The sequence below is a fragment of the Pseudomonas abieticivorans genome, assembly GCF_023509015.1.
GTDB lineage: Bacteria > Pseudomonadota > Gammaproteobacteria > Pseudomonadales > Pseudomonadaceae > Aquipseudomonas > Aquipseudomonas abieticivorans.
In genome coordinates this window covers 2,149,738-2,162,909 of sequence record NZ_CP094975.1, presented here as the reverse complement: position 1 = coordinate 2,162,909, position 13,172 = coordinate 2,149,738, and the positions used below count along the sequence as shown (strand labels likewise).

Below are 13,172 nucleotides of genomic sequence, written 5' to 3'. Positions count from 1 at the left end.
TCGGCCCCCAACACAGGAAGTTGACTACCGTGAATCGGACTTTTTAGAAGAGTCTGGCGAGCAGCGCAGTTACCGCTGTCTCCACCCGCAGGATCCGTTCGCCAAGCTGTACCGGCTGTAATCCCGATTTACCCAGCAGTTCGATTTCGTAGGGTATCCAGCCACCTTCCGGCCCAATGGCCAGGGTCACCGGTTCAGCCAGCCCGCGCGGGCAGGATGGATGGTTGCCGGGGTGGCCAACCAGCCCCAGGGTGCCTTCGCTAATGGCCGGCAGGCGGTCTTCGACGAAGGGCTTGAAGCGCTTTTCTATGACCACTTCCGGCAACACGCTGTCGCGAGCCTGCTCCAGGCCCAGGATCAGTTGTTCGCGAATGGCCTCGGGCTCCAGGAAGGGGGTTTGCCAGAAGCTTTTTTCGACCCGGTAGCTGTTCACCAGGATCAGCTTGGGTACGCCCATGGTCGCAACCGTCTGGAACACCCGGCGCAGCATCTTCGGTCGGGGCAGGGCCAGTACCAGGGTCAGTGGCAGTTTGGCGGGTGGCGGCAGGTCAAGGCGTACCACCAGCTCTGCTTCGCCCGCCTCCAGGCGCACCACCTCGGCCGTGCCCATCAGGCCGCCGATGCGGCCCACGCGCATGCTGTCGCCGACCTCGCAGCGGTGTACTTCCTGCATGTGCGTCAGGCGCCGATCACGCAGCACCACCCGGTCGGCCGCGATAAAGTCGGCCTCTTCCAGTAGCAGCAGGTTCACGGCTGGGTCGCTGGCGGTTGGTCGTTGCCGTCGTTGTCGGCTGACTCTTCATGGTCGCCGCGCTTCTTGATCAGGCCGCCAAACAGCAGGCCGATTTCAAAGAGCATCCACATGGGCACGGCCAACAGCGTCTGCGAGAAGATGTCGGGCGGGGTCAGGATCATGCCCACCACGAAGCAACCAATGATCACGTAGGGGCGCATTTTTTTCAGCGCCTTCACGTCGACCACGCCGATCCACACCAGCAGCACCACGGCCACCGGAATTTCGAACGCCACGCCAAAGGCGAAGAACAGCGTCATTACGAAGTCGAGGTAGCTGGTGATGTCGGTCATCATCTCCACGCCGGCCGGGGTGGCGGCAGCGAAGAACTTGAAGATCAGCGGGAACACCAGGAAGTAGGCAAAGGCCATGCCGCAGTAGAACAGCAGGATGCTGGACACCAGCAACGGCACCGCGATGCGCTTTTCATGTTTGTACAGGCCGGGCGCGATGAAGCCCCAGATCTGATGCAGGATCACTGGGATCGCCAAAAACAGCGAAACCATCATGGTGAGTTTCAGCGGCGTGAGGAACGGCGAGGACACGTCCGTGGCGATCATCGTCGCGCCCACTGGCAGGTACTGGCGCAGCGGGGTAGAGACGAAGGTGTAGATTTGTTGGGTAAACGAAAACAGCCCGGCGAAGATGATGAAAATGGCCGCTACACAACGCAGCAGGCGAGTACGCAACTCGGTGAGGTGCGAAACCAGCGGCATCGGCTGGTCGTTTTCGGGGATCTTGCTCATGGGGCTCGCGGTGGCAATGTTGGGTCGTGGGGCATCGGCGCTTCAACGGCCGGGCTCGGGGCCGCAGGGGGCGTGTGTGGCTCGATCACCGACTGCGGTGAAGTAGGCGCGTCAACTGCCGCGGCCACCGGTGGTGGCGTCACCGGAGGCTGGGTGGCCACGGGTTCGCTCAGCGGGTTGAGAAATTTTTTCGCCTCCTGCTCCAGCGACAGGATGTGCTCGTTGTGCAGTTGCCGGCGGATTTCGTCCGCGCCGATCTCGCGCTCCACTTCGGCCTTGATGGCATTGAAGCTGCGCTTCAAGCGGCCAATCCACAGGCCAGCCGTGCGCGCGGCACCGGGCAGGCGCTCGGGGCCGAGCACCAACAGGGCGACGAGGCCCACGAGCAGCAGTTCACTGAAGCTGATCCCGAACATTTATCAGTCTTTCCTGATCGGTTCTTCGACTTTCTGAGCCTGGGCATCGATGGTGTGCGGCTGGTTCAGAGGCGAAGTGGAGGCCTGTGGGTGAACCGGCTGGGCAGGTGGCACCGGCTCGGAAGGTTTTTCTTCGTCATTCATGGCTTTGCGAAAGCCTTTGATCGATTCGCCCACGTCGGTGCCCAGGTTTTTCAGCTTTTTGGTGCCGAAAACCAGTACCACGACTATCAGGATGACGATCCAGTGTTTCCAGTCAAAAAGACCCATGATGCAGCTCCTCGTAATAAAGCGTTAGGCGGACGGCTGACGTGCAGCCTTCTCGTCGTGGCCGGACAGGCCGAAGCGGCGGTCCAGTTCGTCCAGGACAGCCTGGGGATGCTGGCCGAGGGCGGCGAGCATGACCATGCTATGGAACCACAGATCGGCGGTTTCGTAGATGACATCGCTGCAATCTCCGCTCACGGCGGCGTCCTTGGCAGCGATGATGGTCTCGACCGACTCTTCGCCGACCTTTTCCAGAATCTTGTTCAAGCCCTTGTGGTACAGGCTGGCGACGTAAGAGCTGTCGGCGTCGGCGCCCTTGCGCGACTCCAGCACTTGGGCCAGGCGGGTCAGGGTGTCACTCATGGCTGTGTCCTGGCGAGTAGATGGCGTGCGGGTCCTTGAGCACCGGGTCGACGGTTTTCCAGTCGCCGTTCTCGTAGACGCGGTAGAAGCAGCTTTCGCGGCCGGTGTGGCAGGCGATATGACCGACCTGCTCAACCATCAGGATCACCACGTCGGCGTCGCAGTCCAGGCGCATTTCGTGCAGATGCTGCACGTGGCCGGACTCTTCACCCTTGCGCCACAGCTTGTTGCGCGAACGGGAGAAATAGATCGCACGGTTTTCGCTGGCTGTCAGGCTCAGCGCTTCGCGGTTCATCCAGGCCATCATCAACACGCGCCCGGTTTTGTGATCCTGGGCGATGGCCGGTACCAGGCCGTCGCTGTTCCAGTTGATCTCGTCCAGCCAGTCTTTCATGTTCCACTCCGACAACCGGGTTCGCTCACGCGGCGAACCCATCACTAGTGTGCCAGCCCCAGGGTGGGCTGGCTATCGGCGCACGACCAGGTAAAGGCCTGCCGCCAGCATGATCCACGCGGGCCAGGCGGCCAGGGTGTCGATGGCCGCGCCACTGGCTGCCAGTGTCGCACCACCGGCCAGCAACGCGCCACCCAACAAGCGCAATGCCCAGCCATCGTTGCGGCGCTGCCAGGGCGGCGCAGGGTCTTTGGCGTGCGGTTGCGACATGCGTTCAAGCAGGTCGCGGGTCATGTTGGCCAGGTGCGGCAGTTGCTCCACCTGCGATTGCAGGTTGCCCAACAGCGTCTTGGGGCTCACGCGTTCGCGCATCCAGCGCTCCAGGAACGGCTGTGCAGTGCTCCACAGGTCCAGGTCCGGATAAAGCTGGCGGCCCAGGCCTTCGATATTCAACAGGGTTTTTTGCAGCAATACCAACTGCGGCTGCACTTCCATGTTGAAGCGCCGGGCCGTTTGGAATAAGCGCATCAGCACCTGGCCGAAGGAAATATCCTTCAACGGTTTTTCGAAGATCGGCTCGCACACGGTACGGATAGCCGCTTCGAATTCGTTGAGCTTGGTTTCCGCCGGTACCCAGCCCGAGTCGATGTGCAGTTGGGCGACGCGGCGGTAGTCACGCTTGAAGAAGGCAAACAGGTTGCGCGCCAGGTAGTCCTGGTCTTCAGGTGTCAGGCTGCCGACGATGCCGCAGTCGATGGCGATGTACTTCGGGCTCCAGGGCGCCACGGTGCTGATGAAAATGTTGCCCGGGTGCATGTCGGCATGGAAGAAGCTGTCGCGGAACACCTGGGTGAAGAAGATCTCCACGCCGCGTTCGGCCAGCAGTTTCATGTCGGTGCGCTGGTCGGCCAGGGTGGCAAGGTCGGTGACCTGGATGCCATAGATGCGCTCCATCACCAGCACTTTGGGCCGGCACCAGTCCCAGTAGACCTGAGGCACGTAGAGCATGTCCGAGCCTTCGAAGTTGCGCCGCAACTGGCTGGAGTTGGCGGCCTCGCGCAGCAGGTCGAGTTCGTCGTAGATGGTTTTTTCGTAGTCGGCCACCACGTCCACCGGGTGCAGCAGGCGCGCGTCGGCCGAAAAGTGCTCGGCCCAGCGTGCCAGCAGGAACAGCCACGCCAGGTCTTGGCCGATCACAGGCTTGAGGCCCGGGCGCACCACCTTGACCACCACCTCTTCACCGCTTTTGAGCCGCGCGGCATGCACCTGCGCAACCGACGCGGAGGCCAGCGGCTCGACATCGAAGCGGCTGAACACCTGGGCGATGGTCGCGCCCAGTTGCTCTTCGATCAGCTTGATCGCCAGTTGCGGGTCGAAGGGCGGCACGCGGTCCTGCAGCAGCATCAGTTCATCGGCGATGTCTTCTGGCAGCAGGTCGCGGCGAGTGGACAACAGTTGCCCGAACTTGATGAAAATCGGCCCCAGGTCCTGCAGGGCCAGGCGCAGGCGTGCGCCACGGCTCAGCTCCAGGGCCTTGCGTGGCAGCCAGCGCCAAGGCATGGCAAAGCGCAGCGCACGCAGGAACCACGGCAGTGGCAGGGCGAACAGCAGGTCATCGAGGCGGTAGCGAATCACGACGCGCTGGATGCGCAACAAACGGCGGACGGCAAGCAGCTTCATGCATTATCGCTGGAGTTGAGGGATCGGGTGAGGCGCTCGATACGCGCCTCCAGGCGTTCTAGATCGGTTTTCAGCTCATCGAGTTCAGAAAATCGTGCTTCGGCTTCGTGTTTGCCGACCAGTGTACGGCTTTCTTCGCTCAGGTATTCGGCCAGGTTCTGATTAAGGCTGCCCAGGCCCTGGCGGGTCCAGCGGGCACGGCTGCGCACATGGCCGCCGATCAGGTGGCTGGCCACCGGGCCGAGCCAGCGTTGCAGCTCGTATTCCCAGTCCAGTTCCAGGTCTTGCAGTACCGCGGTCAGCTCCAGCAGTACCGAACTGTCACCGGCAAGGTCCACCTGCGGGCTATGCAGCACCGCCGACTTGTCCTTGCTGGTGGCCAGTTGCAGCAGGCTGCTGGCCGGCGCGCGCAACGTGCAGTCCGGCTCGGCCGCCCATTGGCTGGCCAGCAGTAGGCCCTCGCCGCTGGGCAGGATGAATAGGCTCATGGCCGGGTTTTGGCAATCGACTTCGATCACCTTGCCTTCCAGGCGGGCCAGGCGCGGCAATGCCGTGCTGTCCAGGCGCAACACACGGTTTATGCCGTGTTCGACGCTGGCGAGCAGGCCGCGGTAAAGCATCAGGGCTTGATACCGCGGTGCAGGGCGACGATGCCAGAGGTCATGTTGTGGTAGGTCACGCGGTCGAAGCCGGCCTGTACCATCATGGCCTTCAGGGTTTCCTGGTCTGGGTGCATGCGGATCGACTCGGCGAGGTAGCGGTAGCTCTCGGAGTCATTGGTGATCAGCTTGCCGGCCAACGGCATGAAGGCGAACGAGTAGGCGTCGTAGACCTTGGACATGAACTTGTTGGTGGGCTTGGAGAACTCCAGCACCAGCAGACGGCCGCCCGGTTTGAGCACGCGCAGCATCGAGGCGATGGCGTCGTCCTTGTGGGTGACGTTGCGCAGGCCGAAGGCGATGGTCACGCAGTCGAAGTAGTTGTCGGGGAACGGCAGCTTTTCAGCGTCGGCCTGGACGAACTTGACGTTGCCGGCCACGCCCAAGTCCAGCAGGCGATCGCGGCCGACCTTGAGCATCGATTCGTTGATGTCGGCCAGCACCACTTCGCCGGTGCTGCCCACCAGTTGCGAGAACTTGCGGGTCAGGTCGCCCGTGCCGCCGGCGATGTCCAACACCCGGTTGCCGCTGCGCACGCCCGACAGTTCGATGGCAAAGCGTTTCCACAACCGGTGCATGCCGCCCGAGAGCACGTCATTCATCAGGTCGTACTTGGCCGCTACCGAGTGGAATACCTCGGCGACCTTGTCGGCCTTTTGGCTTTCCGGCACGTTTTTGTAGCCGAAATGGGTGGTGGGTTCGGCATCGCTGCCTTTGCGCTGATCATTCATATCGCTGTCACCGGGAAAAATTACTGGCCATTCTAATCCCCATGGCCTGCTTTGTCTTGGCAAGGCTGGCAGCAGATGGATATCGACGCCATCCGGGATACTATAGGCAGCTAAATCAATGATTCGAGAACGGTTGAATGACGCAGATCAGCGTAGAGCGCCAACATAGCCTGGGCCGCGAGGCCGCCCGCCAGAAAGCCGAAGCACTGGTGGACAAACTGGCCCGCGAATATGACCTGCAGGCCCGCTGGGAAGGCGACACCGTGGAGATCAAACGCAGCGGCGCCAACGGCACCATCCGCATTGGCGACGACAACATCCGCGTCGACATCAAGCTTGGGATGATGCTGTCGATGATGGGCGGCACCATCAAGGGCGAGATCGAGAAGGCCTTGGATAAAGCCTTGGCCTGACTGTGGGAGCAAGCTTGCTTGCGAAGAAGCCGTGCGATCTGACGCCAGACCGCTTGGCTCCCTGCCGCAAGCAAGCTTTGCACCCACCGGTTATTGCTTGACCACCGCCTTGTCGCCACTCACCTTCTTGTCTTCGATGGTCGCGAAATCGATCAACCCGTTGCTCTTGTACGGGTCGCCGATCCAGCGGGTGTGCTCGCTGAACTTGGCATTGATCAGGCTCTTGCTTGGGTCCAGCTCGTCGAAGCTCAGGCCCGCCATGTCGGCGAAGGTGTGGATCAGGTTGGCGCTGCTGTAGGGGCGGTTGACGTCGCCGGCAAAAGCCCAGGCGTGGTCATTGCGCCACTTGGGCGAGGCCCAGGTCATGAACGGAATGGTGTACATGGGCGCCGTCGGTGCGCCTTCGTTGCGGCCCAGGGTGGTGTGGTCGCCCGAGTCGTACACGTCTTCGCCGTGGTCCGACAGGTACAGCAAGAAGCCGTTCGGGTCGGTGGCCGAGTAGGTCTTGATCAGGCTCGAAATGACGTAGTCGTTGTACAGCACGGCATTGTCATAGTCGTTGTAGGTCTGCAGTTTTTCGCCAGTGAACCCTTGCGGTGCGCCTTGGGTGTCGCTGAACTTCGCGTACTCGGGCGGGAAGCGGTACTGGTAGGCCACGTGGGTGCCCAGCAGGTGAATCACGATCAGTTTGCGCGGGGCGCTGTCGGTCAGAGCCTTGGCGAATGGTTCGATCACGTCGCCGTCGTACTGGCGGGCATTCTGGTTGCGGTTGTTGTTCAGGTACGACTGCTCGTCTGCCTGTTCGGAGAAGGTGGTGAGCATGGTGTTGCGCTTGGTCAGCGTCTGCTGGTTGGTGATCCAGAAGGTCTTGTAGCCTGCCTGTTTCATCATGCTGACGATCGACGGGGTCTTCAGGAACAGGTCCGGGTGCTCTTCGTCGGCAAAGGTCAGCACCTGTTGCAGCGCTTCAATGGTGTAGGGGCGCGGGGTCACGACATTGTTGAAAATATCCAACTGGTCGCGCATTTTTTCGAGGTTGGGGTTGGTATCCCGGCCATAGCCGTAAAGGCTCATGTGCCCGCGGTTAGTCGACTCGCCTATCACCAGCACCAAGGTCGACGGTTGGCCGGCCATGGTGTCTTTCATGTTCTTGAGCGGCAGGATTTTCGCACCCTGGGCCATCATCTCCTGCATGCCATCGAGCTGCTTGAGGTAATTGCTGTAGCCGATCACCAACTGCCACGGCACCGCAGGCTCCAGGCGGTCCTGGAACTTCTCCATGCCGGCGTCGAAATCCTGCTGGCGCTTGACCTGCTTGACCAGCGGCCACACCAGCAGCGACAGGAACAGCGCCAGGCTGACCACCAGCGCCTTGGTCTTGGAAATGTACACCGGGCGCAGGCGGGTCCAGAGGAACACTGCCACGGCGGCGTAGGCCAGGAACGCCGGGACCATCCACCAGGCAAAATACTGCCCCAGGTATTCACCAGCCTCGGCGTTGTTGGACTCGAACATAATAAAGATCACGCTCTGCGAGAATTCCTGTTTGTAGATCAGGAAATAGCCAAAGCTACCCAGCGAGCAGAGGAACAGGATGACCCCCAGCACTGCGCTGATGGCGCGGGTGCGCGAGGGGAACAACAGCACCGGGATCAACCACAGCGCGCTGAGCAGGAAGGCCTGGCGGAAGCCCTCGAAACCGGTAGTGCCGGTCATCAGGATCAAGCCCTGGGTCACGCCGGAGAAGTACCAGAAGAACAGAAAAAGCCAGCCAATACCCGCCCAGTCGGTACGGTTGCGGGCGGCGGGGGCCTGTTGTGCTGTGGTCATAGAATTCAACTCTAGGTGAGCGGGTTCACGCCGTTCGGCCTTTGAAGGGGCTCAGGCAAGCTGCTCAGAAAAATGCGTGCCGCATCCTAACGCTTGAAATGTGAGATTTTCGTCAAAAATCTTACACAAGGTTTTATGGGCTGGGATCACTTAGGGTGAGCATTCTAAAAATTGTCACTAATGTGTGCTCAAGCCCCGAGTTCGTCGGGCCGTCCTCGAACCTTTCAAAGCGTGAGGTGCACCATGGCAAAAGTTACCCTGAAGAAAAAAGTCGAAGTGCCTGCCGAGCAGGCCATCGGCGAAGTGCGCTCTTATGCGCGCAAGATCTGGTTGGCGGGCCTGGGCGCCTACGCCAAGGCTGGCAAGGAAAGCGTCAGCTACATCAAAGACCTGATCAAGACCGGCGAAACGGTGGAGAAGGACGGCAAGAAGCTCATCAACAAGGAGCTCAAGGCCGCCAACACTCAGATCGATGAAGCCAAAAGCGACATCAAGACCGAACTCACCAGCGTTAAGGGCAAGGTCGAGTTGCAACTGGACAAGATCGAAAGCGCGTTCGACACCCGAGTGGCCAGTGCCTTGAATCGCATTGGCATTCCGTCTAAACATGACGTTGAGACACTCTCTGCTAAGCTCGATGAGCTGACGGCATTGCTCGAACGTGTCGCGCGTAAACAATAAGGAGAGCGGGATGGCTGGCAAAAAGAAGGTTGAGAAAGAAGGCAGCTCGTGGGTCGGCGAAGTAGAAAAATACTCCCGTCAGATCTGGCTTGCCGGTTTGGGCGCTTACTCGAAGATCAGCAATGACGGCAGTAAGCTTTTCGAAACGCTGGTCAAGGACGGTGAGAAAGCCGAAACCCAGGCCAAGGCCGAGGTCGACAAGGGTGTCGATTCGGTAAAATCCTCCGCCAAGTCGGCGAAATCACGGGTCAGCGATGTGAAAGATCGTGCGCTGGGCAAATGGGGCGAGCTGGAGGAGGCATTCGACAAGCGCCTCAACAGCGCGATCTCGCGGCTGGGTGTGCCCAGCCGCCAAGAAGTGAAGGCGCTGCATGGCAAGGTGGACACCTTGACCAAGCAGATCGAGAAGCTGACGGGTGCGTCGGTCACGCCGATCTCCAGCAAAACGGCAGCGGCCAAGCCTGCGGCTAAACCAGCTGCCAAGCCATTGGCCAAGGCAGCGGCAAAACCTGCCGCCAAACCTGCCGCTAAGCCGGCTGCCAAAACTGCAGCGGCAAAACCAGCTGCCAAGGCAGCGGCCAAACCGGTAGCGGCAGCGAAGGCAGTGGCAAAAACCGTTGCCAAGCCGGCCGCCAAACCTGCGGCTAAAACCGCAGCGGCCAAGCCAGCAGCCAAACCCGCTGCCAAGCCTGCCGCGGCGAAAAAGCCGGCCGTGAAAAAGCCAGCCGCCGCCAAGCCCGTCGCGGCCAAACCGGCCGCTGCGGCACCCGCCGCCGCACCGAGCACCGCCAACAGCGCGGCCCCTGCAGCACCGGCCAGCACCCCGGCCGCCACAACGGCACCGGCTAGCCAGTCCTGATTTTAAAGGGCTGACCCGAACGCCCGGCCCTTGAAACGGCCGGGCGTTTTTGTGTGTGCCCGTTGCCCCGGTGCACGCACTGGGAGAGGGCTAGGGTGAGGGCTTGCGGTCAAGTTTCCAAATACCTCAACGCCAACTGCTCCGCCTCCTGCCTGGGCTCGCTTTGCAAGTGCGGCGCTACCAGCATCATTACCTGGTACACCACCACCCCAACCTCGCCCGGGCGGCCGATGATGCGTTGGTAATCCAGCGAAAACACCAGGGTCATGGTGATCTGCTCCACCAGTTGCCCCAGGGCACGGGTGTCGCTGATCACTTGGCCCTGGGCCTTGAGGCTGGCCAACAGCGCGGCCAGGGTGCGTTTCAGTGCATTGAGCAGGCTGCGCACGCCGCGGGCGAGCTTGGGCAGGCGACCGGCCAGGTTCGACAGGTCCTGGAACAGAAAGCGGTATTGCGCCATGCGCTCGACGATCAGGTGCAGGAACAGCCAGTAGTCCTCGGCGCTCAGTTGCACGTCCTCGGGTGGGTCGAGCAGGGGCGTGAGTTCTTCTTCGAAGCGCTCGAACAAGCCCAGTATCAAGGGCTCCTTGCCGTGGAAGTGGTAATACAGGTTGCCTGGGCTGATCCCCATTTCATTGGCGATTTCCATGGTCGAGACATTGGGCTCGCCCTGCTGGTTGAACAGTTGCAGGGCGCATTCCAGAATGCGGTCACGAGTTTTCATGCGGTCTGTTCATCGTTCCTTGAAATACAGGCTCAACGCACCCGCACGTAGGTGCCGGGCGCCGGGTCCATGGGCGGGTAGTTGGCGTTGCCCAGGGTCATCAGCGTGGGATGCTGGGCGCCGGAACGCTCCTGCACCCAGGCGAGCCATTCGGGCCACCAACTGCCTTCGGTGTTTTTCGCGTCGTAGTACCAGGCCCGGGGGTCGCTGCTCATCTTCGGGTTCTGGGCGTAAGTGGCCTTGGGGTGGCCGGGCGGGTTGAGGATGCTTTGCACGTGCCCGGCGTTGGCCAGCACGAAGCGGCGTTCACCGCCCAGCAGCAGCGTGGAGCGATACACCGCGTCCCACGGCGTGATGTGGTCGTTGATGCCGGCCACGTTGAAGCTGTCCACCGTGACCTTTTGCAGGTCGATCGGCGTGCCGCACACCTCCAGGCCCCCGGCGTGCTTGAGCGGGTTGTGCTTGAAAAAATCCAGCATGTCGCCGTGCAGGGCGGCTGGCAGGCGGGTGTTGTCATTGTTCCAGTAGAGGATGTCGAAGGGCGGCGGCTCCTTGCCCATCAGGTAGTTGTTGACGAAGTAGTTCCAGATCAGGTCGTTGGGGCGCATCCAGGCGAACACTTTGGCCATGTCGCGGCCGTCCAGCACGCCGTGCTGGTAGGAGCGCCGCTTGGCCGCCTCCAGTGTTTGCTCGTCGACAAACAGCGTGGCCGGGCTTTCGATCTCGCTGTCCAGCAAGCTGACCAGGTAGGTGGCGCTGGACACTCGACGCAACTGGCGCTTGGCCTGCAGGTGCCCCTGCAGCGCTGCCATGGTCAAGCCGCCGGCGCAGGCGCCCATCAGGTTGACCTCGCGTGCGCCGGTAATGGCGCGGCAGATGTTCAACGCCTGTTCCAGGGCCTCTACGTAGCTCGACAGCCCCCACTCGCGGTGCCGCGCATCGGGGTTGCGCCAGCTGACCATGAACACCTGCAGGCCGTTTTTCAGGGCGTACTGCACGAAGCTGTTAGTGGGGCTGAGGTCAAAGATGTAGTACTTGTTGATCTGTGGGGGCACCACCAAAAGCGGCTTGGAGTACTGCTTCTCGCTCATCGGCTTGTACTGGATCAGCTCCAGTACCTCGTTGCGAAACACCACCGCACCGGGCGTGGTGGCCACCGTCTTGCCGATTTCAAACGCTTCGCGGCCCACCTGGCGGGGTAGGCCATTGTTGTTGCGCAAATCGTCGATCAGGTGGTTGATGCCCTTGAACAGGCTCAGGCCGCCGGAATTGAACAGCTCCTTGAGCGCCAATGGGTTGAGCAGCGAGTTGGTCGGCGACATCGCGTCATTGAGTAGCGAAAAAACAAAGTGCGCCCGGGCTCGGTCGTCCTCGGGCATCTGGCTCTCATCAATCCAACTGCGCACCTCTTTCTGCCAGCTGAGGTAGGCCTGCAGGCCGCGCCGATAAAACGGGTTGAGGCTCCAAGCCGGGTCGTTGAAGCGCGAGTCGCGAGGGTTGGGCTGATGCAGGGTGTCGCCGATCAAGACCCGACTCAATTGCCCGCCCAGTGCCAAGGCATGCTTGGCGCTGTGCAGCGGGTGCTTGAGGCTATGCCGGGCGACGCTGCGCAGGGTGGCCATCAGGTCGCGACCGCGCAGGCCGGTGATGGCGCTTTGCGCGTTGATGTACGTTGCGGGCGCAGGCGGGGAGCCTTTCGCGGGTTTGTCTTTCATGATTCAACACTCCTTCGTCAAGCCACCATCAGACACTGCGGACCTACGGCCCGCTGAAGGGCGCCGGTTGCGGGTGCATCACTGCACGCTGGCGCTCTTCTTCGAGGAATTTCATGATGATCGGTGCCACTGCTTCGGCGCGGGTGATCAGGAACAGATGACCATCGTCGATTATGTGTAGCTGGGCATTGGGGATGCGCCAGGCCAGCAGGCGCATGTTGATCAAGGGGATCAGCGGGTCATCGTCGCCGGCCAGCACCAAGGTCGGCTGGTTGATCTTGTGCAGCCAGTGGATGCTGGTCCAGCCAAGGCCGGCGAACAGCTGCCAGTAGTAGCCCAGCTTGCCCGAGGAGCGCACCTTGCTCGCATGGTTCATGGCCAGGTCCGGGTTGCGCCGGAACGCGCCGCCATAGATCTCCGGCGCGATACGCACTACGTGGGAGGGCTGGATGTAGCGCCGGGGGCTGGCCATCATCCACAGCACCTTAGGCTTGCCCGGCACCATCACCGCACCTGCGGCTGTCGCGGCCAGCACCAATTTTTTGCAGCGCTCGGGGTGGTCGTAGGCAAACTGCTGGGCCAACGCGCCGCCCCAGGACACGCCGATCACGTTGACCTGCCCGTAGTTCAGGTAGTCCAGCATCCGTGCCGTCAGCCGCGCCAACCCGGGAAACCGGTACGGCGTGCGCGGCGTGGACGAGCCGCCCACGCCCGGTACGTCGAAGGCAATCACTTCCAGGTCCGGGTCCAATGCCTGGACAAACGGGAACACCAACTCCAGGTTGGCGCCGATCCCGTTGAACACCAGCAATGGCGTCAGGTGCGGTTTGCCGGGGCGTACCGCGGTGCGGATCATCTGACCGTCGATGTTCACGGTTCTGAAGACGTACGGTAGCGGCAT

The 13,172-nt window shown here is 61.6% G+C and carries 16 protein-coding genes; 3 read left to right on the top strand and 13 right to left on the bottom strand.

The features are described 5' to 3' along the window. Nucleotides 1-43 precede the first annotated feature (43 nt). From L9B60_RS09685 to ubiE, 9 genes are all read right to left on the bottom strand, one after another. Nucleotides 44-751 carry a 16S rRNA (uracil(1498)-N(3))-methyltransferase gene (locus L9B60_RS09685; RefSeq protein ID WP_249678270.1) on the bottom strand — a complete coding sequence of 236 codons (708 nt, stop codon included), beginning with the start codon at nt 749-751 and terminating at the stop codon, nt 44-46. Next, nucleotides 748-1,539, bottom strand: a complete 792-nt coding sequence (tatC, locus tag L9B60_RS09680; protein WP_249678269.1) for a twin-arginine translocase subunit TatC — start codon at nt 1,537-1,539, stop codon at nt 748-750. Before tatC ends, L9B60_RS09685 begins: the two co-directional genes overlap by 4 nt. Next, a complete protein-coding gene (tatB, locus tag L9B60_RS09675; protein ID WP_249678268.1) occupies nt 1,536-1,955 on the bottom strand; it encodes a Sec-independent protein translocase protein TatB in 420 nt (139 codons plus the stop codon). Before tatB ends, tatC begins: the two co-directional genes overlap by 4 nt. 3 nt (nt 1,956-1,958) lie before the next feature. Further along, on the bottom strand, nt 1,959-2,225 hold the full coding sequence (locus L9B60_RS09670; RefSeq protein WP_249678267.1) for a twin-arginine translocase TatA/TatE family subunit: 267 nt from the start codon (nt 2,223-2,225) through the stop codon (nt 1,959-1,961). A 24-nt stretch (nt 2,226-2,249) separates the two neighbouring features. Further along, a complete protein-coding gene (locus L9B60_RS09665; RefSeq protein WP_249678266.1) occupies nt 2,250-2,585 on the bottom strand; it encodes a phosphoribosyl-ATP diphosphatase in 336 nt (111 codons plus the stop codon). Then, a complete protein-coding gene (gene hisI, locus L9B60_RS09660) occupies nt 2,578-2,979 on the bottom strand; it encodes a phosphoribosyl-AMP cyclohydrolase (protein ID WP_249678265.1) in 402 nt (133 codons plus the stop codon). Before hisI ends, L9B60_RS09665 begins: the two co-directional genes overlap by 8 nt. A 72-nt stretch (nt 2,980-3,051) precedes the next feature. Beyond that, nucleotides 3,052-4,659 carry a ubiquinone biosynthesis regulatory protein kinase UbiB gene (ubiB, locus tag L9B60_RS09655; RefSeq protein ID WP_249678264.1) on the bottom strand — a complete coding sequence of 536 codons (1,608 nt, stop codon included), beginning with the start codon at nt 4,657-4,659 and terminating at the stop codon, nt 3,052-3,054. Beyond that, nucleotides 4,656-5,279 (bottom strand): ubiquinone biosynthesis accessory factor UbiJ, encoded by a 624-nt coding sequence (locus tag L9B60_RS09650; protein ID WP_249678263.1) that lies wholly within the window; start codon nt 5,277-5,279, stop codon nt 4,656-4,658. The genes ubiB and L9B60_RS09650 overlap by 4 nt, the downstream gene beginning before the upstream one ends. Continuing rightward, nucleotides 5,279-6,049 (bottom strand): bifunctional demethylmenaquinone methyltransferase/2-methoxy-6-polyprenyl-1,4-benzoquinol methylase UbiE, encoded by a 771-nt coding sequence (gene ubiE / locus L9B60_RS09645; protein WP_249678262.1) that lies wholly within the window; start codon nt 6,047-6,049, stop codon nt 5,279-5,281. Before ubiE ends, L9B60_RS09650 begins: the two co-directional genes overlap by 1 nt. 137 nt (nt 6,050-6,186) lie before the next feature. Between ubiE and L9B60_RS09640 the strand changes: the two genes are divergently transcribed. Then, the gene (locus L9B60_RS09640) at nt 6,187-6,462 is read left to right on the top strand and encodes a polyhydroxyalkanoic acid system family protein (RefSeq protein ID WP_249678261.1); all 276 of its coding nucleotides are present in this window, start codon (nt 6,187-6,189) and stop codon (nt 6,460-6,462) included. Nucleotides 6,463-6,552: 90 nt separating this feature from the next. Here the strand turns inward: L9B60_RS09640 and cptA are convergent, their stop codons facing one another. Beyond that, nucleotides 6,553-8,292: a phosphoethanolamine transferase CptA gene (gene cptA, locus L9B60_RS09635; RefSeq protein WP_249678260.1), complete on the bottom strand. Its 1,740-nt coding sequence runs from the start codon at nt 8,290-8,292 to the stop codon at nt 6,553-6,555. Nucleotides 8,293-8,535: 243 nt separating this feature from the next. Here cptA and L9B60_RS09630 point away from each other — a divergent pair, with 243 nt between their 5' ends. Then, entirely contained in the window at nt 8,536-8,973 is a 438-nt protein-coding gene (locus L9B60_RS09630; protein WP_249678259.1) for a phasin family protein, read from the top strand. Between the two features lie 10 nt (nt 8,974-8,983). Next, nucleotides 8,984-9,832 (top strand): phasin family protein, encoded by an 849-nt coding sequence (locus L9B60_RS09625; protein ID WP_249678258.1) that lies wholly within the window; start codon nt 8,984-8,986, stop codon nt 9,830-9,832. A 109-nt stretch (nt 9,833-9,941) separates the two neighbouring features. On the opposite strand, the gene L9B60_RS09620 is transcribed toward L9B60_RS09625, so the two are convergent. Genes L9B60_RS09620 through phaZ form a run of 3 tightly spaced genes read right to left on the bottom strand, consistent with a single transcriptional unit; the run spans nt 9,942 to nt 13,172 of the window. Beyond that, nucleotides 9,942-10,556 (bottom strand): TetR/AcrR family transcriptional regulator, encoded by a 615-nt coding sequence (locus L9B60_RS09620; RefSeq protein WP_249678257.1) that lies wholly within the window; start codon nt 10,554-10,556, stop codon nt 9,942-9,944. 32 nt (nt 10,557-10,588) lie between these two features. After that, a complete protein-coding gene (gene phaC, locus L9B60_RS09615; RefSeq protein WP_249678256.1) occupies nt 10,589-12,271 on the bottom strand; it encodes a class II poly(R)-hydroxyalkanoic acid synthase in 1,683 nt (560 codons plus the stop codon). A 43-nt stretch (nt 12,272-12,314) separates the two neighbouring features. Further along, nucleotides 12,315-13,172, bottom strand: a complete 858-nt coding sequence (gene phaZ / locus L9B60_RS09610) for a poly(3-hydroxyalkanoate) depolymerase (protein WP_249678255.1) — start codon at nt 13,170-13,172, stop codon at nt 12,315-12,317.

Bases quoted from the DNA above. Each gene is read 5' to 3' on its own strand.
- phaZ (WP_249678255.1), bottom strand. From the start codon at position 13,172: ATGCCGCTACCGTACGTCTTCAGAACCGTGAACATCGACGGTCAGATG.
- L9B60_RS09630 (WP_249678259.1), top strand. From the start codon at position 8,536: ATGGCAAAAGTTACCCTGAAGAAAAAAGTCGAAGTGCCTGCCGAGCAG.
- L9B60_RS09670 (WP_249678267.1), bottom strand. From the start codon at position 2,225: ATGGGTCTTTTTGACTGGAAACACTGGATCGTCATCCTGATAGTCGTG.
- ubiB (WP_249678264.1), bottom strand. From the start codon at position 4,659: ATGAAGCTGCTTGCCGTCCGCCGTTTGTTGCGCATCCAGCGCGTCGTG.
- L9B60_RS09640 (WP_249678261.1), top strand. From the start codon at position 6,187: ATGACGCAGATCAGCGTAGAGCGCCAACATAGCCTGGGCCGCGAGGCC.
- tatC (WP_249678269.1), bottom strand. From the start codon at position 1,539: ATGAGCAAGATCCCCGAAAACGACCAGCCGATGCCGCTGGTTTCGCAC.
- hisI (WP_249678265.1), bottom strand. From the start codon at position 2,979: ATGAAAGACTGGCTGGACGAGATCAACTGGAACAGCGACGGCCTGGTA.
- L9B60_RS09650 (WP_249678263.1), bottom strand. From the start codon at position 5,279: ATGCTTTACCGCGGCCTGCTCGCCAGCGTCGAACACGGCATAAACCGT.
- L9B60_RS09625 (WP_249678258.1), top strand. From the start codon at position 8,984: ATGGCTGGCAAAAAGAAGGTTGAGAAAGAAGGCAGCTCGTGGGTCGGC.
- L9B60_RS09665 (WP_249678266.1), bottom strand. From the start codon at position 2,585: ATGAGTGACACCCTGACCCGCCTGGCCCAAGTGCTGGAGTCGCGCAAG.
- L9B60_RS09620 (WP_249678257.1), bottom strand. From the start codon at position 10,556: ATGAAAACTCGTGACCGCATTCTGGAATGCGCCCTGCAACTGTTCAAC.
- phaC (WP_249678256.1), bottom strand. From the start codon at position 12,271: ATGAAAGACAAACCCGCGAAAGGCTCCCCGCCTGCGCCCGCAACGTAC.
- ubiE (WP_249678262.1), bottom strand. From the start codon at position 6,049: ATGAATGATCAGCGCAAAGGCAGCGATGCCGAACCCACCACCCATTTC.
- cptA (WP_249678260.1), bottom strand. From the start codon at position 8,292: ATGACCACAGCACAACAGGCCCCCGCCGCCCGCAACCGTACCGACTGG.
- tatB (WP_249678268.1), bottom strand. From the start codon at position 1,955: ATGTTCGGGATCAGCTTCAGTGAACTGCTGCTCGTGGGCCTCGTCGCC.